Raw genomic sequence first — 23867 nt, 5'->3', positions numbered from 1 at the left:
ATCCACGCGCCCTGCCTCTACCCACCATCTTCGGAACCGCCTCATGCTCGAACTTCGCCCAAGCTGCGAACACTGCAACAAGCCGCTGCCGCCGGCATCGACCGATGCGCGGATCTGTTCGTTCGAATGCACCTTCTGCAGCGACTGCGTGGAGCGCGTGCTGCACGGGGTGTGCCCGAATTGCGGCGGCGGCTTCGTCGCGCGGCCGGTACGCCCCGCACGCGACTGGAGGCTCGGCAACCACCTGGGGCGCTATCCCGCCTCCACCCGCATCATTTTCAAGCCGGTCGACACCGCCACGCAGGCCGCGCTGGTGGCGCAGGTCGGCCAGCTGCCGCCGGAGAAACTCTAGCCGCCGTATCCGCCGACCTGCCGTCAGGTGCCGGCGTGGGCCCGGCGCAGTCCGGCCGCCGCGCGGGCGAGCTGCTCGATGCCGGCCCAGTCGGCGCCGACGAGCTTGTCCGCCGGGGTGAGCCACGAGCCGCCCACGCATAGCACGTTGGGCAGGTCGAGGAAGTCGGGTGCGCTGGCCGCACCGATGCCGCCGGTCGGGCAGAAGCGTAGCTGCGGCAACGGGCCGGCCCAGGCGGCCAGCAGCTTCGCGCCGCCGGCAGGCACGGCCGGAAAGAACTTCAGGTGCCGGTAGCCGCGCTCGAGCAGGGCCATCGCCTCGCTGGCGGTGGCCGCGCCGGGCAGCAGCGGCAGCGCGATGTCCTCGGCCGCATCGAGCAATCGCGTGGTGGCGCCCGGCGAGACGGCGAAGCGGGCGCCGGCCTGCTGCGCCGCGCGCAGGTCGGCCTCGCCCAGCACCGTGCCGACGCCGACCACCGCGCCCTCGACCTCGGCCGCGATCGCGCGCACGGCCTCCATCGCGGCGGCGGTGCGCAGGGTCACCTCGATCGCCGGGATGCCGCCGGCGACCAGCGCCCGCGCCATCGGCACGGCGGCGCGGGCATCGTCGATCACCACCACCGGGATCACCGGCGCGAGGCGCATCGTGCGTTCGATAACTTGCTGCTTGTCGGCCTGGTTCATCAGAGCACTCCGGCGCCGAGGTCGGCGTTCATGGCGTTGGCGCGGAACAGCGCGAACAGTTCGCGACCGGTACCGGCCTGGTGCGAGGACTGGCTACCGGTGGCCGGGACGCGGGCAGCCACTTCGGCGGCGTCGACCAGGACGTCCAGGCGTCCGTTCGCCGCGTCCAGGCGCAGCATGTCGCCGTCGCGCAGGCGCGCGAGCGGGCCGCCGGCGGCCGCTTCGGGCGTCACGTGGATCGCCGCCGGCACGCGGCCGGAGGCGCCGGACATGCGCCCGTCGGTGACCAGCGCGATGCGGTGGCCGCGGTCCTGCAGCACGGCCAGCGTAGGGGTGAGCTTGTGCAGTTCCGGCATGCCGATCGCCTGCGGACCCTGGAAACGCACCACGGCGATGAAGTCGCGATCGAGCTCGCCGCGTTCGAACGCCGCGCGCACCGCGTCCTGGTCGTCGAACACGACGGCCGGCGCCTCGATGAGCAGGCGGTCGTCCGGCACGGCGGAGATCTTGATCACCGCGCGCCCCAGGTTGCCGTCGAGCAGGCGCAGGCCGCCGTCGGGGCGGAACGGCTCGTGCGCGGCACGCAGCACGCCGCGGTTGCCGCTTTCGCCGGCCACCGGCTGCCATGCCAGTCGCCCAGCTTCGTCCAGCACCGGTACCTGCGCGTAGCGCGCCAGGCCAGGCCCGGCAATGGTCTGCACGTCGGCATGCAGCAGGCCCATTCCGAGCAGCTGATCGATCAAAAAAGCCATGCCGCCGGCCTCGTGGAACTGGTTCACGTCGGCGTAGCCGTTGGGGTACACGCGCGCCAGCAGCGGCACCACCGCCGACAGCGCGTCGAAATCGTCCCAGCTGAGCACGATGCCGGCGGCGCGCGCCATCGCCACCAGGTGCAACAGGTGGTTGGTCGAGCCGCCGGTGGCATGCAGGCCGACCACGCCGTTGACGATCGCGCGCTCGTCGACGATGCGGCCGAGCGGCATGCGTGCGGACGCGGCGGCGTTGGCGATCACCGACTCGACCGCCGCGCGGGTCAGCGCGTCGCGCAGCGGCGTGTCGGGCGTGACGAAGCTCGAGCCGGGCAGCTGCAGGCCCATGATCTCCATCAGCATCTGGTTGGAATTGGCGGTGCCGTAGAAAGTGCAGGTGCCGGGGCTGTGGTAGGAGGCGGCCTCGGCTTCCAGCAATTCCGCGCGCGTGGCCTTGCCCTCGGCGTAGGCCTGGCGGACCTTGGATTTCTGCTCGTTGGGAATGCCGCTGGGCATCGGGCCGGAAGGCACGAAGGCGCCCGGCAGATGGCCGAAGCTGAGCGCACCGATCAAGAGGCCCGGCACGATCTTGTCGCATATACCCAAGTAAAGCGCGCCATCGAACATGTCGTGCGAGAGCGAGACGGCGGTGGCCATGGCGATGACGTCGCGGGAGAACAGCGACAACTCCATGCCGGCGCGGCCCTGGGTAATGCCGTCGCACATCGCCGGCACGCCGCCGGCGACCTGCGCGGTGGCGCCGGCGGCGCGGGCAAGCTCGCGGATCAGCGCCGGGTAGCGCTCGTAGGGCCGGTGCGCCGAAAGCATGTCGTTGTAGGCGGTGACTATCCCCAGGTTCGGCGCGCGACCCTCGCGCAATGCCGCCTTGTCCGGCGCGCTGCAGCCGGCGAAGCCGTGCGCGAGATTGCCGCAGGAGAGCTGCGCGCGATGCGGGCCATCGCTTTGCGCGGCGTCGATGCGCGCGAGATAGGCCGCGCGGCTGGCGCGGCTGCGTTCGGCGATGCGTGCGGTGACCTCGGCGAGGACGGGATGCAGCGAACTCATGGCAAACGACTCCGGCAAATGCCGGCGAACGCAGGCCGGCCATCAACAACGATCAGGGACACCAGTACACCGCCACCGGCGCGCGCTCCAGCACCGCACGGATCGGGTAGGGCGCGGCCTTCTCCAACGCCCGGTCCAGCACCTCGCGCTTGTCCCTGCCTTCGATGTGCAGGAACAGGTGGCGCGTAGCGAGCAGGGTGGCGAGCGTCAGCGTGATGCGCGGCTCGCTCGCGCCGGGCGCGCGCATCGGCACCACGCCTGTGGGCAGGTTCGGATCGAGCGCCGCCTCGAGCTGATCGCCGCCGGGGAAGAACGAGGCGGTGTGGCCGTCCGCGCCCATGCCGAGCACCACTGCGTCGAAGGGCAGCGGCAGCGCACGCACGCGCCGGTCGGCCTCGGCCAGCCCGTCCTCGGGCGTAGCCGCGCCGGTATACAGCGGCACGAACCGCGCGGTGGCCGCCGCGTGGCGCAGCAGGTGTTCGCGCACCAGGCGCGCGTTCGAGCGCGGATCGTTTTCGTCGACCCAGCGCTCGTCGACCAGGGTCAGCTGCACCTTCGACCAGTCCAGCGGCGACTGCGCGAGCTGCTCGAAGAAGTGCAGCGGCGTGCGGCCGCCGGAAACGGCGAGCAGCGCGCCCCCGCGCTCACGCAGCCCCTCACGCAGGCAACCGGCGACGCGCTCGGCCAGGGCCGCGGCGAGGGCGCGGCCATCGGCGAAGTCGTGCAGGGTGGCGCCGGGGGCGTTCACGGGCGGGCGGCCCGGCATGGGATGCAGCGAACGGCAGGGCGCACCGCCACGGTGCGGCTACACGGCATGCCCCGGATCATTCGCTGTCCTCGTTCCAGGTCCGCCCGTCGCGCTCGATCAGCGCGACCGCTGCACTCGGCCCCCAGCTGCCGGCGGCATAGGGCCGTGGCGGCTCGCCGACGGCGGCCCACGCTCCCAGGATCGGGTCGATCCAGCGCCAGGCCGCCTCCACCTCGTCGCGGCGCATGAACAGCGTGGGATTGCCGCGCACCACGTCGAGCAGCAACCGCTCGTAGGCATCGGGCTGCTGCACGCCGAAGGCCTCGACGAAGCTCATGTCCAGCGGCACGTGGCGCAGGCGCAGGCCGCCGGGGCCCGGATGCTTGATGGTCAGCCACAGCTTGACGCCTTCGTCCGGCTGCAGCCGCAGCACCAGCCGGTTGTGCGCGAGCGGGCCGGCGGAAGCGTCGAAGATCGAATGCGGCACCGACTTGAACGCCACCACGATCTCCGACAGCCGCGTGGCCAGGCGCTTGCCGGTGCGCAGGTAGAACGGCACGCCGGCCCAGCGCCAGTTGGCGATCTCGGCCTTCAGGGCCACGAAGGTCTCGGTGTTGGACTGGCCGTTCTCCAGCTCCTCCAGGTAACCGGGAACGCGCTCGCCGTCGATCGCGCCCGCCTTGTACTGGCCGCGCACGGTCAGCTGCGAGGCGTTGCGCATGTCGATCGGCTTGAGCGCATGCAGCACCTTGAGCTTTTCGTCGCGCACGGCGTCGGGCGAGAGCGACGCCGGCGGCTCCATCGCGACCATGCACAACAGCTGCAGCATGTGGTTCTGCACCATGTCGCGCAGCGCGCCGGCATGGTCGTAGTAGCCGGCGCGGCGGCCCAGCCCGAGAGTTTCGGCCACGGTGATCTGCACGTGGTCGATGTGGCCAGCGTTCCACAGCGGCTCGAACAACGCGTTGCCGAAGCGCAGCGCCAGCAGGTTCTGCACCGTCTCCTTGCCCAGGTAGTGGTCGATGCGGAAGGTCTGCGCCTCGGAAAACACGCGCCCGACCGCCTCGATGATCCGCATCGCGCTGGCCAGGTCGCGGCCGATCGGCTTTTCCAGCACCACCCGCGCGTTGGGCCCGTTGAGGCCTTGGGCGCCCAGGCGGTTGCAGATGTCGACGAAAAGCTCCGGCGAGGTGGACAGGTAGAACACACGGACGTGCTCGGGCTGCTCGTTCACCAGCGCGGCGAACGCGTCCCAGCCCTCGTCCTTGCGTGCATCCAGCGGCAGGTAGTTGAGCTGCGACAGGAACGTGTCGATCCGCTCGGGCACGGCGCCGCCGTCGGCCAGCACGTCGCGCACCAGCGCGCGGTAGCCGGCATCGTCCAGGCCCTCGCGCGCCACGCCGATGATGCGGCTGCTAGGCGGCACCTGGCCTTCGGCGAACCGGTGGAACAAGGCCGGCAGCAGCTTGCGCAGGGCGAGATCGCCGGTGCCGCCGAAAATTACCAGGTCGAACGGATCGACGGGCGGGGAGGAAGCCGTCACGGGTTCACCTCGATTGCTTGGAGGAGGCGGGCCGTGGGGCCCGCTGGGTTGCCGGGATCGTACCAGTGAAATACCAGATTACACAGCCTTACGTCGATGGCATGCATACGTTTTCATGCCGGCTTGCTGCAAATGGTGCTGGATTGGTATCGTGCCTGGCATGGAGACCGCGCTCGCCGCCGAATACCGCCGCCTCTGCGAAAGCCCGGAGACGCGCCAGCCGCTGGCCTACCTGCGCCTGCGCCGGGCGATCCGCACCGTGGTCGAGCATCGCGACATCGAGCCAGGCCAGGCGCTGCCCAGCGAGCGCGACCTGTCGCAGGTGCTGGGCCTCTCGCGCGTGACCGTGCGCAAGGCCATCGCCGGCCTGGTCGAAGAGGGTCTGCTGACCCAGCGCCACGGCGCCGGCACCTTCGTCGCCGAACGCATCGTCAAGCCGATGTCGCGGCTGACCAGCTTCACCGAGGACTTGCGCGCGCGCGGTCTCAACCCGCGCTCGGAGTTCTTCGAGCGCGGCATCGGCGAGGTGACGCCGGAAGAGGCGATGGCGATGAACCTCTCGCCCGGAGCCGCGGTGGTGCGCCTGCACCGCGTGCGCTACGCCGTCGACGAACCGCTGGCGATCGAACGCAGCGTGGTGCCCGCCAGCGTGCTGCCCGACCCCCTGCTCGTGCACGACTCGCTCTACGAGGCGCTGGAACGGCGCAACGCCCGCCCACGGCGCGCCCTGCAGCGCCTGCGCGCCGTCTCCCTGGGCGCACAGCACGCCCGCCTGCTGCACGTGCCCGTCGGCAGCGCGGGCCTGAGCATCGAACGGCGCAGCTTCCTCGACGACGGCCGCGTGGTGGAATTCACCACGTCGTGGTATCGCGGCGACATCTACGATTTCGTGGCGGAGCTGCACACGGACTGAGCAAACGCGCGGTACCGCCTGCCCGTGCCACGCGCTCCGGCTTATTCCGTAGCGATGCCTTGCTTGGCGAGCGCCAGCCGTAACGACTCCAGATGCTCCGCATATCGACGCCACTGGCCAAGGCTGCGGGCATGGACCGGTTCGCGGACCTGGACGCTGCTCGGCGTGGCCACGGGCGCCAGGTTCCGCTCCGGATGCAGGCAATCCCCTTCCATGGCCAGCCCGCAGTACTGCAGCACCTGGCGCATGGTCGCCTCCGGCTCGTTCACCAGCGCCGCGTAGGAAACCTCGAGCATGGCATCAGGCATGCTGGCCCGCCAATGGTCGGTCAGACGCGCGTACTGGCCGTAGTAGTGGGCGAGCGCTTGCTGGTCGTAGCAGTAGGCAGACGCCTTGCCGAACATGACCTTCAGGTTGGAATAGCACACGTCCATCGGATCACGGACCAGGTGCAGGATCGGCGCATGCGGCAACGCGCGGCGGATGAACGGAACCATCCGCACATTGACTGGCAGCTTGTCGACGTAGAAGCGGCGACCCTGCGCACGCCACCGGGTCTGCTGCAGGTAGCGCTCCCCCAGCTCCGCTAGATCCATGCCGGGGCTGCGTTCGACCGCCGTTAGCATGCCTCGCGCGCTTCTCGGCGAGATATCGGCCATCCAGTGGAACTGTCGCTGGAGATCCATGATCTCGCCGGCGGAAACCACCTGCGAATGGTTGGAAAGCATCTGGTCGAGCAGGGTCGAGCCGGAACGGGGCAGGCCGACGATGAAGATCGGCGTAGGGCCGTCAATGGCCGCCTGGCTCGTCGCCGGCAGGACCTGCGAAGCTGCGATCAACGCGTCGGTCAGCGCCTCCTCGCCCGCCGCGTCGTAGGGCAGGAGCTCGCGCATGAGGGCGTTGCTGCGCGCCAGCGCCGACCAGGCCTCCTCGTAGCGGCCGCAGTCATCGTGCACTTTGAAAATGGCTGACTCGAATTCAGCGCGCGCAAACAGGTCGCGGGCGCTTTTGCTCTGCTGCGGAATGCGGCCGAGCGATTGGAGGAAAGTGTCCAGATGGTTCGACGCTGGCGTCTGCCTGCGCAGGTTCGCCAGGATGACTGCCGCATCGCCGTGGGCCGGCCAACGTTGCAGGCATGTCTTCAGGACCGCCTCGGCTTCGTCGATCCTGCCGAGGAACTGGTAAAGCATGGCATTTAGGTAGTACTCGCCATCGGTGTCGATCCCCAACGCCACCGCCCGGTCCATGCATGCACGCGCTTCCGGTATCTGCCCCAGCATCCAGTAAAGGTGCGCCTGCTCGCTGAGGACTTCGGCCGGCGGGTGGGGAGCGCGTCCGAGATGTTCCAGGCAGGCCCGGGCCCCCAGGATCTCGCCGTTCATGGACAGGCGCCACGCCAGTTGCACGATCAGGGCGGCATCGTTGGGCAGCAACGGGATGGCTTGCAGCATTTGCCCGGTAGCCTCACGCATCCGTCCCTGCGCGAGGATCGCGTCGGCGAGGGCCATGCGTGCTGGAACGTCGCCAGGCTCGCAATGCAGGAGGGACTGCAGCGCGAGCTGCGCTTCCGCCCACTGGCCGGCACCCATGGCTTGCTGAGCCCGATGGCGAAGCTGCCCGAGGGCCGCCTTGGTGTCCGCAGTATGCATGGTCGACATGGCAGAGGATGGCTGAACAATGTAGCAAGGCGGGGTCCGGCCGACATCACGCCCGACAGCAATTTCCACTGCCGCGGCGTCGAGCGAACATCAACCACCGCCGGCATGCGGAAGTCGTTCGCGCCGTAGCAGACGCGCCCGATCGCCAAGTGCCAGACGCAGCGGTTCCAGTTGCTTGGCATAGTGCCGCCACTCGCCCAGGGCGCGCGTGTGAATCGGTTCGCGCACCTGAACGCTGCTGGGCGTCGCCACCGGTGAAGCGTTGCTTTCGGGAAAGAGGCAGGCTTCCTCATCGTGCAGTCTGCAGTACTCCAGAACCCGGTGCAGGGTGGCTGCCGGATCGCTCACCAGCGCGTCGTAGGGCACATCGAGCATCGCGCCTGGCATGCTGGCATGCCAATGCTCGGCAAGGCGCGCGTACAGATCGTAGTAATGGGCGAGGGCCTGCATGTCGTAGCTGTAGGCGGAGGCGGGCCCGAGCATGGCCTTGAGGTTGGAGAAGCACACGTCCATCGGCTCCCGGACCATGTGCAGGATCGGTGCGTGCGGCAAGGCCCGGCGGATGAGATGAACCATGCGGATATTTATCGGCAGTTTGTCGACGTAGAACCGCCGGCCTTGCGCGCGCCATTGCGTCTGGCGCAGATAACGTGCGCCCAGTTCCGCGAAATCAAGCTTCGTGCTGCGCTGCTGCGCCAGCACCATCCCGGCAACTCCGCTCGGGGGCACGTCCGTCATCCAGCGCAGTTGACGCCGGAAATCGTTGATCTCGCCGGCTGACGCCACCTGCGAATGATTCGAAAGCATGCGATCGAGCAGGGTCGTGCCGGAACGGGGCAGGCCCACGATGAAGATCGGCGTAGGGCCGTCGAAAGCTGGTGGCACGGCGACTCGGGTAGCAGCGAGCGTCTCGGCCGCACGCAGGATGGCATCGGTCACGGCCGCTTCGCCGGTCGCGTCATAGGGACTGACCGCATGCATGAGCGCATTGCTGCGCGCCAGCGCTTGCCACGCTTCCTCGTGGCGCCCGAGATCGTCCAGCTCCTTGAACAACGCGGACTCGAACGATGCGCGGGCCGCCATAACCTCAACCGATCTGCCGCCCGCCGGGAGTTGCCCCAGTTGCTCGTACAACAGATCCAGATCATTGGCCCGCGCCGTCTGCCGGCGGGCATTCGCCAGCGCCACCGCGGCGTCACCGAAGCCTGGCCACCGGCGCAAGCTGGCTTCGAGCACATCGCGGGCTCGGCGGGTGTCGCCCGTGAACTGCGCCAGCATCGCCTGCAGGTAGCAGGCATCGGGCGTTTGGATACCGGCCTCGATGGCCCGGTCCATCCATGCCTTTGCCGCCGGCAGCTCCCCGAGCATCCATCGCAGCTGTGCCAGCTCCGCCAACATCGCGGCCGAGGGATTGGACACTAGTTCAAGACGATCCAGGCAAGCCCGTGCGGCGAGGATCTCCCCGTTGAAGTACAGCCTCCGCACGGCCTGGACCATGAGTCTGACGTCGAGAACATCCATCGTCGCAAGCCGCAGCAACTGGTGGGTCGCGGCGTGCAATTGCCCCCGCCTCAGCAGCACGTCCACCAGGTCCATGCGCGCGTGGCCGTCGCCCGGCTCCTGTTCCAGGAGCGCCTCAAGAGTGACCTGGGCAGCATCCAATAAACCATTCGCCACATATTGTCTGGCTCGATGGCGCAGGCGGCTTTCCGGGGCCGCGTGATCCGAGTTCATCGGCGACAAGCCCTGCTGCAGCGCGGCGCTTGCAGCATCGCGCATGCATGTCGAAGTACCTCGCCGCCACGGCATGGCGCATGCTGCCGCAGTACGGCCGTCTCAGGAACCGAGGTATCCATCGAGCGCCTGGCGAAGGGGATGCAGCTGCTTTTCATAGTTGCGCCACTGGTCGAGACTGCGGGTATGGATTGCTTCACGCACTTGAGCGCTGCTCGGCGTGGCGACCGGCGCGGCATTGCGTTCCGGGCGCAGGCAGCCCTCCTCCATGGCCAATCCACAGTGCGCCAGCACCCGACGTATCGCGTTCCCGGGATCGCGAACCAACTCAGCGTAATGTACGTCCAGCATGGCGCCGGGAAAGCGGGCATGCCAATGCCGAGCGAGGCGGGCATATTGCCCGTAGTAGTGCGCCAACGCCTGCTGGTCATAGCTGTACGGGGAAATGTTGCCGAACATCGCCTTGAAGTTGGAGAAGCAGGTATCGACCGGGTCGCGCACCATGTGCAGGATCGGTGCGTGCGGCAACGCCTTGCGGATGAAGGCGACCATCTGGATGTTGGCCGGTAGCTTGTCTATGTAGTACGCACGCCCCTGGGCACGCCATTGCGTCTGCTTGAGGTAGCGCGCACCCAGCTCGGCGTAGTCCAGCCCGGCGCTGCGCCGGATGACCTCCAGCAATTGTTGCGACTGCGCCGGCGCTACGTCCGCCGCCCAGTGAAGTTGCCGCCAGAAGTCGATGATCTCGCCAGCGGAAGCGACCTGCGAGTGGGCCGACAGCATGCGATCCAGCAAGGTAGTACCGGATCGCGGCATGCCGACAATGAAGATGGGTGTTGGACCTTGGGGCTCATTGGCCTGGCCTGACGACAGCGACAGGTGCATTAGCGCGTCCGTGATGGCGGCTTCGGCAGCTGCGTCGTACGGATTGAGCTTGCGCATGATGGCGTTGCATCGCGCCAGGGCGGGCCAGGCCTCGTCGTAGCGTTCCAGATCGTCCAGCGTCTTGAACTGCGCGTATTCGAACTCCGCACGTATGAACATGGCCGACGGATCCGCCTCGTTGTCGGGCAGCTGTCGCAACCTTCCCCGCCACCATTCCAGCCTGTGGCTTTCCGGCTGCTGCTTGCGCAAGTTCACCAACGCCATCGCCGCATCGCCGAAATGCGGCCAGCGTTCGAGGCATGATTCGAGCACGCACTGCGCTTGCTCGATGTCGCCGGTGAAGTGGAGCAGCATCGCGTGCAGCTGCAGCGCTTCCGGCGAATCTGCGCCAGCCACGATGGCTTTTTCGACCAGGGTTTTCGCCGCCGCTATCTCACCTAGGCTGAAGCGCAGGTGCGCCTGCGCAACGAGCAGATCCGCGGGTGGCGCGGGAGCCTGGGCCAGGAGATCCAGGCAGGCGCGGGCAGCCAGGATCTCGCCGAAGGCAACAAGGCGTTTGGCCACCCCGATGATCAGCAAGCCGTCCCGTGGCAGGCGACGTGCGACCTGCATAACCGCCGTGGCGGCCTGGCGCAGTCTTCCGCGCCTGAACAAAACATCGGCCAGATCGACCAGCACGGTGACATCGTTCGGCGCTTGCCGGGCAAGCAGCTCCAGGGCCGCTTGCGCGGCCTCCCACTGTCCGCCATCGGCGTGCTGTCGAGCGAGTCTGCGAAGGCGCACTTCCTCCGCCGAGGGAAGCAGATTCATGAAGGCATGGTAACGTCGCGCAAAGCCTTTGCGAGCTGTTGGTCTTGCTCCTGGGTGACACGGACGACTATCCGTGCCAATGCGATCGCAGTCGGCTGATAACTTGCCTGCCAAAAAAAAGCCACCGGTCGAAACCGGTGGCTTTCAAGGTGTCAATCAGCCGGTGATCAGTAGTCGTAAGTAACCGACAGACGGACCGCCCGCGGGGGCTCGAAGAAGATCCCGTCCCCGTAGCTGTTGTTGATGCCGATGGTGTTGGTTGTGCGGTTGTACGCGCTTTCGCCCGTTGGATCGGTCTGCACGGCCTTCTGCTCGTTCAGCACGTTGAACACGTCCAGATTGAAACCGAGCTTGTGCTCCGCGAACGCCGGCGAGTAGTGCACGCCGAGGTTGAGCAGCTTGGTCCACGGGGTATGGCCAACCGTGCCCGCGGGCATGCGCACACCATGGCACCAGTGATAATTGCCGCTGCCATAGTTGTTGTAGCCGGACGGGTCACCCGGCTTGCCGGGGCCATAGTAGGCCTTGCCGGAACCGCCCGGGCCGTAGTAGCCCAGGCACTCCTGCGGATAGCCCGACTGGACCAGCAAGGTACCGGACACCAGCCACTCCGGGGTGATCTGGTAGGCGCCACGGAAGCGGAGCTGATGCTTGCGGACGTTGGCGAGCTCACCGTTCGCGCCGTCCATGAGCTGCCAGGAATCCCAGTCCTCGGTCTTGGAGACGTCAGCCTGGCCGAAGTCCGAGCGCACCTGGCCCTCGGTGTTGCCGAAGCCGCGGGTGTAGGTGTAGTCCACACGCCCCTGCCACTTGCCGTCGAACGGGTGCTCCAAGTACAGGTCCAGCGAACCGATCTTGCGCTTGACGCCCTGCTGGTAGCCCCAATCCTGCTGGGTCATGGACACGAGCAGGTCAGGATGGGTGGTGTCGGCCGACTTCACGAACATGGTGTTCGTCTGGCCGGGGTTGATCAGGCGGCAGTACGACGCGCCATAGAGCGAATCGTAGTAGGCGCCACCCGGGGAAGTCGTAGCCGGGTCTACACCCTGTGCCGCCATCTTGGTCGCGATATGGCCCGGCGAACACTCATCGTCGATAGCGGTCTTCAGGTCGCGCCACATGGCCTTGGCGCCGTAGTTCCAGTTGTCGTTCAGCTTCTTGTCGAAGCCGGCGATGAACTCGTCCAGGTACTCGGGCTTGAGATTGCGCGCGGTGACTTCCTTCGGATCCTTCGGAACGCCCTTTTCGCCGTCAGGCGAGGTCGTCGGACCGAGCGCGGTGAGGCCGGTCGGGACACCAGTAGCCGGGTCGATGCCGGTGTAACTGTAATCGGTGGTCAGGTAGGTCGAGATATTCGCCGCGCGCTCGGCCGCGTTGTCGGGCAGCGCAAGGTAGTAGCGACCCACGTTGCCGTAGACCTTGAACGAGGAGTCCCCGTTCACGTCCCAGCTGGCGCCGATGCGGGGCTCCCACTGGTTCTTCTCGTCGACGAATGCCTGGCCGACGTCGTTGTAGTTGGTGAAGTGGTCGTTGCGGACACCGACCTCCAGCAACACGTTGGACGTGACCTGCCAAGTATCCTGCAGGTAGTAGGCCTTCTGGTTCATCGTCATGCTGGTTTGCCAGCCGATCTCGCGCTTCTCCACAACGGTGCCGGGGAGGTAGCGCCAGTAGTAGTTCAACGCGGGGTTGAACGGGTTCTGCTGGTTCGGCCCTTGATTGCGGGCCTTGTACGACATGTTGTCGATACCGACGGCCAGGTCGTGGTCGCCCAGCTTGTAGTCGAAGTCGACGCGCAAGCCATGGGTGCCGTTGCTGGCGCTGCTCGACAGCCAGCTGGTGTTGGGCTGGCCGTTGTTGATGCCGTTCGGCCCCGTGCCCGGCGGCAAGAGGGTCGGGTCCTCGTTGTAAGGACGGGAAATGAACGGCAGCGCACTGTCGGCGCTCCGGGCGTAGACCGTCGGATCCTGGAACTTGCCCTTGCCGTACAGGATGCTCAGCGTGGCGGCATCGGTGATGTAGCTGGTGAAGTGACCGACATAGAACTGCGCATTGTCCTTGGTCACGTCATTGTTCGTGGAGAACGCACCCGACTTCAGCGTGCTGTAGTCGAAATTGTAGGTGCTGCCCGCCCCGAGGCTGCTGCGGTTCTTTAGCGCCGTCAGTTCCAGGACGTTGTTTTCCGTGATGTTCCAGTCCAACTTGCCGTAGAACTTGGTGTCCTTGTCGGTGTTGTACTGAACCTTCGCCGCAGACGCCAGCTCCACATTGTTGGATTGCGTCTTCGTAGTCTCGGCTGCCAAGAACATAAACAGCTTGTCCTTGATCAGCGGACCGCCCACGTAGGCGGAGTAGATCGTTTCCCACTTCTTGTTGTCGTTGCGGTACTGGTGCAGCGTGCCCGCCAGCGCCGGATTTTCCAGCGCGTAGTTGACCTGGCTGGTCGAGGCCGGGACGGCCGGGTGGCCGTAGTAGTTGTTGACCGGGTTCCATTCCAGGAACCGCGGCTCCCAGGCAACCTGGGCACCGAAATGCCATTCGTTGGTGCCGCGCTTGCCGATCTGGTTGATCACGCCGCCGTCGGAACGACCGTACTTGGCGTTGTATCCGCCCGTAAGCGTTTCCTGCTGGTCGATCGCGCCGTAGGGCAACTGGAAGCCGCCGAGGTTCTTGTACGGCTCGCCGGTGTTGTAGCCGTTCACGTAGTAGGCGTTCTCGGTCACGCTCGAGCCGCCGAACGACACCAGCGAGTGATTGCCCGGGCCGGTGAAGTAGTTACTGCCGCTGGCGGTGCCAGGAGCGAGCAGCGCGATGGACTCGGCGCTGCGCTGCACTGGCAGTTTCGCCAAATCGGCCGCAGTGATGATGGTGCTGGAATTGACGCTGGTGACGTCGATGGCCGGCAACGCGCTGGCGACCACTTGCACGGCGCCCAGGTTCTGCGCATTGGTTGCGCTGGCCGCGGCGAAAGGTACCGAAGTGCCGCCGCCCGGAGTAACGGTAACGTTGTCCTGCGAAGCCAGTACCTGGCCACCCTTCTGCAGGCTGACCGAGTAGCGGCCTACCGGCAGGCCGCTGACCGAGTAGCGGCCATCCGCACCCACCGTCACTTCACGGGCGGTACCGTTGGCACCCTTGACCACCACGGTTTCGCCGGCGCCGGCCGGAGCGGTGCCGAAGATGTTGCCGGTGGTGGCCTGGCCGTAGGCGAAGCCGGTGAAGCCAAGCCCCATGGCAAGTGCCACCGTCAGGGCAGTGCGACGAGGCTGGGCCCCGTGCGGCATGTAACGCTTATTCATCGAGAGATCTCCCCAGATCGACCCATCGCCGGGCCTGAAAAAAGTCGGATCGTGGATTAGCCCACGTCCAGACGGTCCAACGCCTTCCTGCTCCTGGGCGGCACGTCCGCCCCACGAGTCCAACCCCGGCGTCTTCTCACGGCGAACCTACCGCCCGCCTAACGCAGCGTCAACTATTTTTTAGCAACTTGGACGAACGTAAGTTATTGCGTATCGCCAACTTCTTTCGAACCCTCCTGCCTGGGCTGGGGCCGAGAGTGGTACCTCAACCGGCATCCGGACGCAGCGAGTCCACGCGAGGCAAAAAAAAGCCGCCGGAAAACCGGCGGCAAGTAGTAACCGCGGCGGGCGATCGCCGCGGTTGTTTTCCTTACAGGGAGAACTCGTACGAGGCAGACAAACGGAAGTACCGACCCGGCGAAGTCTGCAGCGTGGCCTGATACAGGTTGTTCGGCTGACCGCCCGACCTGGCGTTGACCGCACCGCCCACCGACGTTTCGTTGATCGTGATCGGACGCTGCTGATCGAACACGTTGAAGACGTTCGCGCCGAAGGTCAGCTGGTTCTTGGCAAAGTTCGGGCTGTACTGCACGCCCAGGTCGAGCGTGTAGGTCCAGGGCAGATTGCCCAGCTCGCCACGCGGAGAGGCCTTGCCATAGCAGACGTGGAACGCACCGTTGGAGCCGGCGCGACCCATGTACCCGTCCGGATCGGTGTACAGGCCGGTGGTGGGGTCCGCGAACCAGGGGCCGATGCAGTTCTTCGGGCGTCCCGAGTTCGCCTGTGCGGTGGCACTGACCATCCATTCCGAGTTGAGCTGGTAATAGCCCAGCGCACGGATCTGGTGGCGCCGATCGTTCGGCAAGTTGCCGTTGGCAAACTGCATGAACTCCGGGAAATCCCAATCCTGCGACGCGGCCACATCGCCTTGGGCGATGTCGGACTTGATCTGGCCCTCGGTGTTGCCGTAGCTGTGAGACCAGGTGTAGTCAAGTCGCCCGAACCACTTGCCGTCAAACGAATGCTGCAGATAGGCGTTGAACTGGGTGTACTTACGCTTGGGCTTGGGCATGCCCAGATCGGCGGCACTGAGCGTGACGTGGATCAGCCGTGACGTATCCGGATTGATGCCATCGGCATCGTAGTATGGCGCGGTGTAGAAGTCCGCGCCCTTGCCCGGGTTGAAGATCACGCCCGGGTACGGGATGTTGGCCACGCAATCGGCCACGCTGCTGTACTGCCCGTCGAACAGGTTGTTCGCGGCCATGAAGCGGCAGACCGGACGCGGATCGCTGGTGTCGTCTACCTGCGATTCGAGGCGGCGCAGGATACCCCTGGCGCCGACCGTCCAGCCGGTCGTCAGCTGCTGATCGAAGCCGAGGATCAACTCGTCCTGATAATGCGACTTCAGGTTGTTGATGCGTGCGGTCCGCGCTTCGCGTTCCTGGCCGAACTCGGCATTCGACGAGGAGGGGGGGCCAAGCGAGACGCGACCGATCGGCAGGTTGGTGGTCGGATCGATGCCCGTGAAGGAATAGTCCTCCATCGTGTAGAGCGAGCCACCGGCGCCGCGCACTGCCACGCCATTGGGCAACGCGAGGTAGTAACGGCCGAGGTTGGCGTAGACCTTCGTCGTGGAATCGCCATTTACGTCCCAGCTGACGCCAAGACGCGGCGCCCATTGGTTGCTCTGCTTGATGAACACCTTGCCGAAGCTGTTGTAGTTCTCGAACGACTCGTTGCGCAGGCCGATGTACGCCAGCCAACGGTCGCTGACCTGCCAGTGGTCTTCCAGATAGAACGCGTTGAGCTTTTCCTTGTAGTCGCCGCCCGAACGCAGCAGGATGCGGGTGACGATGGCGCCGTTGGCCGTGCCATAGCCCGGGTCGCCGTCGTAGAGCCAGTAGCCGCCGTTCTGGCCCTCGCCCTCGCCATACTTGGTCTGATTGGCGTAGTTGCTGCTCGTGGTGGTCTTCAGTTCCTGGCGGTCCACACCGGCACGCAGGTCGTGGTCGCCCAGCTTGTACGCAAGGTCGACACGCCAGCCGTCCGTACTGTTCGAGGTGCCGTTGGAGAGGTTGCCGTACGGCTGCAGGTTCTTCATGGCGCTACGCACGAACTGCGGAGCAGTCGCGGCCGCCCGCACCAGCGGGAAGTCGGGTATCTGCGTCAACTGCGGCTGCTCGTTGCTCGTATGGCCGTAGAGCGCGCTGATCGTAAAGTCGTCCGTGATATAGCCGGTGTACTTGCCCAACCACAACTTGTTGCTGTTCTTGGTATTGCCGTCGGAGCCGGCACGGTAAGCGCCCTGCGTGAGCGTCTGATAGTTGTATTGGTAGTAGTTGGTGTGATCGCGGTCGTTGTCGGCCATCCCGGTGAATTCGAGGATATGGCTGTCCGTGATGTTCCAATCGATCTTGCTGTACCACTTGGTGGCCTTGTCCCAATAGGTATTGGCGCCGGTGGGTGCGTTGATCGAACTGGCCGTCAGGGTGCCGTCATTGTTGTAGGCGGCCAGGCCGCCGACACCGCTCCTGGTGGTGCGGGTAACATCCGCCGCGGCATACAGGAACAGGCGATCCTTGATCAGCGGACCGCTCACATACACTGACGTGCTCAGCTGGTCCTCTTTGTTGCCGTTGCGATACGAGTACAGCTTGCCGTTCGAGCCGAACGGCTGCGTGATGCCCGGGCCACCATGGCCGAACGGGCCCGTGCCGATGGCGAGCGACTGCGCGTCGGGATTGCTCGGGTAGTAGAGGTTGCCGCGTTGGGCGCGCAGCGAATCGGGCGCCCAGTTCATGACGATGCCGCCCTTCCAGGTATTGCCGCCGCGCTTGCCGACAACGTTGATCACGCCACCGGTCGAATGCCCGAATTCGGCCCCCATGCCGCCGGTCAGAACCTGTTCCTGATCGATCGCCCAGAACGGCATCTGGAAGAATGTTTCGTTCGACTGCGGATCGGTGATGTTGTAACCGTTGATGGTGTAGGAGTTCTCGGAAATGCCCGAGCCACCCATCGCAATGACGTTGTTGCCGAAACGGCTGTCGCCGCGAACCACGCCCGGCGCCAGCAGAGCCGCGGAGATCGCGTTGCGGGCCACCGGGATCTTGGCCAGTTGCTCGGCCGTAAGCACGGTGCGCGTGTCCACCGAGGACACGTCAATGGTAGGCAGCGCGGAACCGACTACGGTCAAACCTTCGAGATTCGTGGCGTTGACTGTGCCGGTGAACGAGACATCAGTGGCGCCGGCGATGCTCACCACGACATTGTCGCGCGTGCCGACTTCGGTGCCGTTGTTCTGCAGAGCGACCTTGTAGCGGCCGGTGGGCAGCGACGAAGCGCGATAGCGGCCCGACGCGTCCACTGGCACGGTGCGAGACAGACCGGTATCCAGGTTCTGGATGACGACCGTGGTCGCAGTCTGCCCGGAAACCTGGCCGAAGATGGCGCCGGAGCTGTTGGACTGCGCCATCGCGCCGCCATTGAGCAAGCCCAAGGTCACCGCCAGTCCGACGGCCAGGGACGTACGGCGCAGCGGCCGACCTGCATAGAAGTTACGTGAACTCATGAATCTCCCCCATCAGCCCAAATTTGGGCAAGTGACAGATATCGCCTCTTCCTCCAGAGACGACGTTTCGAACTGCAAAATCCCCGCTTTTTCGTGCGGTATTCGCAAGTTCTCACGAGTGACCGTAACGTTTTGCTAACAGCCTTGTCAACGACGCTGGCCGCTGTCGGCAGGGTTTCCGCGCCAGGCCGTGCCTTGCCGCTTGCGCATGGCGCTAGGTAAGATCGTCCCGTTCTGGGTGTTCCGCGACCATCGTCGTGGGATGAAACGGGAAGCCGGTGCGTCGCAATGCGCGACAAGGCCGGCGCTGCCCCCGCAACGGTAAGCGAGTGATACGGACGGCCCCACGCCACTGTGCTTGATGCATGGGAAGGCGCCGCCCGGCAGGTCAGCCTGCGCTCGCGAGCCCGGAGACCGGCCCGGAGCGCTACCTGGCGGACCTGCGGTGGGCGGGCCGGAGCTCGTGCGGCGCGTGCCTGCCCGGCGTTCCTTCCCCCCTGCCCGATCGGCCAGCTCCTCCATCGCATGGCCGTGCGTGGGTGCCCGGCCGAAGGAACGCTCGTCATACCTATGAAGAAGACCTTGCTCGCCGCCGCCTTGTGCGGTGTGCCGCTGGCCGCCTTGGCCGCAGCCCCCCAGGATTCGGCCACGCTCTCGCCCGTGATCGTCACCGCCACGCGCACCGCGATCACGGTGGACGACGCCCTGTCGTCAGTCACCGTGATCACCCGCGAGGACATCGACCGGCTGCAGCCGGTGTCGCTGATCGACCTGCTGCAGGGGCTGCCCGGCGTGAGCTTCACCCAGGCCGGTGGCCTGGGCCAGCAGAGTTCGCTGTTCCTGCGCGGTACCAACTCGTCGCATACCCTGCTGCTGATCGACGGCGTGCGCGTGGGCACCGTGAGCGCGGGCATACCGGCGTTCGACCAGCTGTCGCTGGACCAGATCGAACGCATCGAGGTGGTGCGTGGGCCGCGTTCGAGCCTCTACGGCGCCGATGCGATCGGTGGCGTGATCCAGATCTTCACCCGGCACGGCCGGCAGGAAGGCCAGCTGACGCCGTCACTGCGCCTGGGCGTCGGCAGCCGCGGCTACGCCGATGGCCAGTTCGGCCTCTCCGGCGGCGACAAACATGCCTGGTACAACCTGAGTGTGGGCGGGCAATACACCCGTGGCATCAATGCCTGCCGGGTCGGCGCGGCCGAAGCCTTCGCCGGTTGCTTCGTCGACGAGCCGGACCGCGATCCCTATCGCAACCGCAATGCCCTGGCCAACGCCGGCTACCGCTGGGACAACGGCACCGAGCTGGCGGCGACCTGGCTGCGCAGCGCCGGCCACGTGGACTTCGACGGTGCGCCCTACGGCAACCAGAACCACAACCTGCAACAGGTCGCCGGCGCGCGGCTGGGCTTCGATCCGCTGTCGGCCTGGCACGTGACCCTCGGCGCCGGCCAGAGCCTGGATGAGTCGCGCACCTACAACGACGGCGTGTTCATGCGCTACGGCAACTCGCGGCGCAACCAGGCCTCGTGGCAGAACGACCTGAGCCTGGCCCAGAACCAGTTGCTCACGCTGGGCGTGGACTGGCAGCAGGAGCACCTGTCCAGCGACACCGGCTACCTCGCCAGCAGCCGCGACGATACCGGCGGCTACGCGCAATACCAGGGCAGCTTCGGCCGCCACGAGATCCAGCTGTCGGCGCGCCGCGACGACAACCAGCAGTTCGGCGGCCACACCACCGGCGCGGCGGCCTGGGGCTATGCCTTCGACCACGGCCTCAAGCTCTCGGCCAGCTGGGGCAGCGCGTTCCATGCGCCGACCTTCAATGACCTTTACTACCCCTTCGGCATAGGCAATCCGGATCTCAAGCCGGAGACCTCGCGCAGCGTCGAGCTGGGGCTGGCGCAGAAGCAGGCCGGCTGGCACTGGGCGCTCAACGCCTACCAGACCACCATCGAGCAGCTGATCGCGCTGGATGCCATCTACTTTCCGCGCAACATCAGCCGCGCGCGCATCGGCGGCCTGGAGGCGCAGTTCGGCACCGAGCTGGCGGGCTGGCAGCTGGACAGCTACCTGACGCTGCAGCGCCCGCTGAACCGCGACGGCGGCGCCAATGACGGCCACCTGCTGCCGCGCCGCGCCGAACGCACCGCGCGGATCGACCTGGACCGGCGCTTCGGCGCCTTCGGCATCGGCGCCAGCCTGTTCGCCGCCGGCGCGCGCTATGACGACCTGGCCAACCTGCACCGGCTGGGCGGCTACGCCACCACCGACCTGCGCGCGAGCTACGCCTTCGCCCCCGGCTGGCAGGTGGAGGCGCGGCTGGCCAACGTGTTCGACCGCCGCTACGAAACGGTCTACTACTACAACCAGCCGGGCCGCAGCTGGTACCTGACGTTGCGTTATACGCCCGGCGGTTGAACCCCGGACGCGGTGCCCCATCCGCCAGGAGAGGCGGATAGGGCTCGTGCCATGCGCCGCCATGGCCCTGCCTTTCGGCAGGGGCCGGACTTCAGGCACATCCCGCGATGGGGCATGCGCGGCATAAGGTGGGCATGAGCTCGCCCATCCCCTGGCCCACCAACACGGCGCCGGCCGTGCGCTACGCTGGCACCCCCGGCGCGGCCACGGCCGCGCGACTTCCCCGCGGTACGGACACCCCGTGAACATCTTCGCTCCCCTGATCCGCCGCCCGATCGGCACCTCGCTGCTGGCGCTCGGCCTGACCCTGGCCGGCTTCTGGGCCTACCTGCTGTTGGGCGTGGCGGCGCTGCCCTCGCTGGATTTCCCGGGCGTGTACGTGGTCGCCAGCCAGCCCGGCGCCAGCGCGCAGACCATGGCCAGCACCATCCTGGCGCCGCTGGAGCGGCACCTGGGGCGCATCCCGGGCGTCGACGAGATGTACGGCAATGCCAGCGAAGGCTCGGCCTCGGTGATGGTGCGCTTCACTTTCGACCGCACGGCCGACAGCGCCGCACGCGACGTGCAGGCAGCGATCAACGCGGCCGCGCCCGACCTGCCCTCGGGCATGCCCAGCCCACCGCAGTACTTCAAGTTCGACACCTCGCAGATCCCGATCCTGTTCATCACGCTGACCTCCTCGGGCCTGCCGCAGGACCAGCTGTTCGACCTCACCGACACCCTGCTCAAGCCGGCGGTGGCGCAGATTCCCGGCGTCGCCCAGGTGCAGGTGTTCGGTGGCACGCCGCACGCGGTGCGCATCGAGCTGGACAACGACGCGCTGGCGGCCAAGGGCCTGACCGCCAACGATGTGGCCAACGCGCTGCGCGCGGCCAACGTCACCTCGCCGCAGGGCACGCTCAGCGACGGCCGCACGCAGATGACGGTGACCGCCACCGATGGCCTGCAGACGCCGGAGGAGTTCGCCCGCCTGCTGATCGCCATGAAGAAGGGCGTGCCGGTGCGCCTGTCGGACGTGGCCAGGGTCTATGGCGGCCAGCAGGACAAGTACCAGGCCGCCTGGTTCAGCACGCCCCAGGGCAATGCGCGCGCCGTCGGCATGCAGATCACCAAACGGCCGGAAGCCAATGCGGTGGCCACGGTGGAGGCGATCCGCGCCAAGCTGCCGCAGCTGCGCGCGGTGCTGCCGGCCAACGTGCAGATGAGCGCGGTGTTCGACCTCACCCAGACCACCAAGTCGGCGCTGCACGAGGTCGAGGTGGCGCTGCTGATCTCGATCGCGATGGTGGTGCTGGTGATGCTGGTGTTCCTGCGCCGCCTGCGTCCCACGCTGATCGCCACGCTGAGCGTGCCGCTGTCGCTGGCCGGCGCCTTCGTGGCGATGTGGGCGCTGGGCTACACCTTGAACACCTTGTCGCTGGTGGCGCTGGTGCTGTGCATCGGCTTCGTGGTCGACGACGCGATCGTGGTGATCGAGAACATCGTGCGCCACATGGAGCACGGCATGCCACCGCTGCAGGCGGCGCTGACCGGCGTGCGCGAGATCGGCTTCACGGTGGTGTCGATCACGCTGTCGCTGGTGGCCGTATTCGCGCCGCTCCTGTTCGGCAACAACATGCTGGTGATGCTGCTGCGCGAGTTCTCGGTGACGCTGACCGCGGCGGTGGTCATCTCGGCGATCGTTTCGCTCACCCTCACGCCGGCGCTGTGCGGGCGCCTGCTCAAGCCCGAGGCGGCCAACCCGCAGCCGCCCGGGCGCATCGAGCGCGCGGTGGAGCGCTTCGACCGCGCCCTGCTGCACCGCTACGAGCGCGCGCTGGACTGGTCCATGCGCCATCGCCGGCTGATGCGCTGGCAGCCGCTGATCCTGCTGGCGCTGACCGTGGTGCTGGGCATCGCGGTGGGCAAGACCGCCGGCGGCACCTTCATGCCCGACGAAGACACCGGCCAACTGCAGGCGCAGCTCACCGCCGACGCGAACGTCTCGCCGGCCCTGCTCACCGAGCGGGTGCAGCAGGTGGCGCAGATCATCCAGGCCGATCCGGCGGTGGCCGACATGCTGACCATGCTCGGCGGGCAGGGCGGCGGCGACGGCGGCGCGGTCGGCAACGCCGCGCAGATGTTCATGGACCTCAAGCCGCGCGGCGACGGGCCGGGGGAGCGCGACGTGGGTTCCAAAAAGGTGGTCGAGCGGCTGTCCAAGCAGCTGGACAAGCTGCCTGGCGTGCGGGTCGAGCTGAGCGTGGCGCAGTTCCTCAGCGGCGGCGGCAGCGGCGATCGCGGCGGCCAGTACGAGTTCCAGCTGATCAGCGACAACGGCGATGACCTGCAGCCCTGGGCGCTGAAGATGGTGCGCCAGCTGCGCGAGAAGAAGGAATTCCGCGACGTCGGCAGCGACTTCGACCAGACCGGCAAGCAGCAGATGCTGAAGGTCGACCGCGAGAACGCCGCGCGGCTGCACGTGAGCCTGGGCGCGGTCGACTCGGCGCTGTACAACTCCTTCGGTCAGAACCAGGTTTCGGTGATCTACTCGGACATCAACCAGTACCGCGTGGTGCTGACCTCCGCCGGCGCCGAGACGATCAGCCCGGAATCGCTGCTCAACGTGCACGTGCGCAGCAGCACCGGCCAGATGATTCCGCTCTCGGCGTTGGCGCACATCGAGCCCAACATCGCGCCGATGCGCATCCGCCACCACAACCAGCTGCAGGCGGCCACCATCACCTACAACCTGGCCGAGGGCGTGGACCAGCAGACCGGCGTCAAGCTGGTCGAGCAGGCCGCCTTCGCGGCGCACCTGCCCGACGGCATGCGGGTGGATTTCACCGGCGCCAACCAGCGCCTGCAGCAGGCCAAGTCCAACGGCATGATCCTGCTGCTGGCCTCGATCGTGGCGATGTACATCGTGCTGGGCATCCTCTACGAGAGCCTGGGCCACCCGCTGACCATCCTCTCGACCTTGCCCGCCGCCGGCATGGGCGCGTTCCTGGCCATGCTGGTGACGCAGACGCAGCTCTCGCTGATGGCGATCATCGCGATCCTGATGCTGATCGGCATCGTCAAGAAGAACGCGATCCTGATGGTCGACTTCGCGCTGGTCGGCCAGCGCGAGCGCAACCAGTCGCCGCCGGACGCCATCCGCGAGGCCGCGCTGGTGCGCTTCCGCCCGATCACCATGACCACGCTGGTGGCGATGGGCGCGGCGCTGCCGCTGGCGATCGGCTTCGGCATCGGCTCGGAGATGCGCCAGCCGCTGGGTATCGCGATCGTCGGCGGCCTGCTGGTATCGCAGCTGCTCACCCTGCTCAGCACGCCGGCGATCTACCTGTGGGGCTACGACCGCGGGATCCGCAAGGCCGCGCGCCGACAGCGCCGCGAGGAAAAACGGCGGCTCAAGGCGCTGGGCAAGCAGCAGATGGCAAGCTGACGCGGC

13 protein-coding genes and 1 riboswitch are annotated in these 23867 nt (G+C 66.9%); of the genes, 4 read left to right on the top strand and 9 right to left on the bottom strand.

Going from position 1 to position 23867, the window contains the following annotated elements; all coding sequences use genetic code 11:
* Nucleotides 1-43 precede the first annotated feature (43 nt).
* A complete protein-coding gene (locus VGU03_RS13690; RefSeq protein ID WP_327481424.1) occupies nucleotides 44-352 on the top strand; it encodes a DUF1272 domain-containing protein in 309 nt (102 codons plus the stop codon).
* A 23-nt stretch (nucleotides 353-375) separates the two neighbouring features.
* Here VGU03_RS13690 and eda read toward each other — a convergent pair whose 3' ends face one another.
* The 4 genes from eda to zwf form a co-directional block, all read right to left on the bottom strand.
* Nucleotides 376-1035: a bifunctional 4-hydroxy-2-oxoglutarate aldolase/2-dehydro-3-deoxy-phosphogluconate aldolase gene (eda, locus tag VGU03_RS13685; protein WP_327481422.1), complete on the bottom strand. Its 660-nt coding sequence runs from the start codon at nucleotides 1033-1035 to the stop codon at nucleotides 376-378.
* The gene (gene edd / locus VGU03_RS13680; protein ID WP_327481421.1) at nucleotides 1035-2849 is read right to left on the bottom strand and encodes a phosphogluconate dehydratase; all 1815 of its coding nucleotides are present in this window, start codon (nucleotides 2847-2849) and stop codon (nucleotides 1035-1037) included. The genes eda and edd overlap by 1 nt, the downstream gene beginning before the upstream one ends.
* 52 nt (nucleotides 2850-2901) lie before the next feature.
* Nucleotides 2902-3597 (bottom strand): 6-phosphogluconolactonase, encoded by a 696-nt coding sequence (pgl, locus tag VGU03_RS13675; protein ID WP_327481419.1) that lies wholly within the window; start codon nucleotides 3595-3597, stop codon nucleotides 2902-2904.
* A 76-nt stretch (nucleotides 3598-3673) separates the two neighbouring features.
* Entirely contained in the window at nucleotides 3674-5140 is a 1467-nt protein-coding gene (gene zwf / locus VGU03_RS13670; RefSeq protein WP_327481417.1) for a glucose-6-phosphate dehydrogenase, read from the bottom strand.
* Between the two features lie 160 nt (nucleotides 5141-5300).
* On the opposite strand from zwf, the gene VGU03_RS13665 reads away from it, so the two are divergent.
* The gene (locus tag VGU03_RS13665) at nucleotides 5301-6053 is read left to right on the top strand and encodes a GntR family transcriptional regulator (RefSeq protein ID WP_327481415.1); all 753 of its coding nucleotides are present in this window, start codon (nucleotides 5301-5303) and stop codon (nucleotides 6051-6053) included.
* Nucleotides 6054-6094: 41 nt separating this feature from the next.
* Here the strand turns inward: VGU03_RS13665 and VGU03_RS13660 are convergent, their stop codons facing one another.
* The 5 genes from VGU03_RS13660 to VGU03_RS13640 all read right to left on the bottom strand — a co-directional run bounded on the left by VGU03_RS13660 (nucleotide 6095) and on the right by VGU03_RS13640 (nucleotide 18013).
* A complete protein-coding gene (locus tag VGU03_RS13660) occupies nucleotides 6095-7702 on the bottom strand; it encodes a tetratricopeptide repeat-containing sulfotransferase family protein (RefSeq protein ID WP_327482114.1) in 1608 nt (535 codons plus the stop codon).
* Between the two features lie 99 nt (nucleotides 7703-7801).
* Nucleotides 7802-9490 carry a tetratricopeptide repeat-containing sulfotransferase family protein gene (locus VGU03_RS13655; protein WP_327481413.1) on the bottom strand — a complete coding sequence of 563 codons (1689 nt, stop codon included), beginning with the start codon at nucleotides 9488-9490 and terminating at the stop codon, nucleotides 7802-7804.
* A gap of 57 nt (nucleotides 9491-9547) precedes the next feature.
* Entirely contained in the window at nucleotides 9548-11140 is a 1593-nt protein-coding gene (locus tag VGU03_RS13650; protein WP_327481411.1) for a tetratricopeptide repeat-containing sulfotransferase family protein, read from the bottom strand.
* Nucleotides 11141-11307: 167 nt separating this feature from the next.
* Entirely contained in the window at nucleotides 11308-14373 is a 3066-nt protein-coding gene (locus tag VGU03_RS13645) for a TonB-dependent receptor (protein ID WP_327481409.1), read from the bottom strand.
* Nucleotides 14374-14809: 436 nt separating this feature from the next.
* The gene (locus VGU03_RS13640; RefSeq protein ID WP_327481407.1) at nucleotides 14810-18013 is read right to left on the bottom strand and encodes a TonB-dependent receptor; all 3204 of its coding nucleotides are present in this window, start codon (nucleotides 18011-18013) and stop codon (nucleotides 14810-14812) included.
* A gap of 219 nt (nucleotides 18014-18232) precedes the next feature.
* Nucleotides 18233-18450, top strand: a riboswitch (cobalamin riboswitch).
* Between the two features lie 133 nt (nucleotides 18451-18583).
* On the opposite strand from VGU03_RS13640, the gene btuB reads away from it, so the two are divergent.
* A complete protein-coding gene (btuB, locus tag VGU03_RS13635; protein ID WP_327481405.1) occupies nucleotides 18584-20434 on the top strand; it encodes a TonB-dependent vitamin B12 receptor in 1851 nt (616 codons plus the stop codon).
* A gap of 241 nt (nucleotides 20435-20675) precedes the next feature.
* Nucleotides 20676-23861, top strand: coding sequence for an efflux RND transporter permease subunit (locus tag VGU03_RS13630; protein WP_327481403.1), 3186 nt, complete (start codon nucleotides 20676-20678; stop codon nucleotides 23859-23861).
* Nucleotides 23862-23867: the final 6 nt, after the last annotated feature.

The organism is Frateuria sp., assembly GCF_035944355.1.
GTDB lineage: Bacteria > Pseudomonadota > Gammaproteobacteria > Xanthomonadales > Rhodanobacteraceae > Frateuria_A.
Note: the sequence above shows the minus strand (reverse complement) of the source record. Positions and strands in the feature narration are given on the sequence as shown.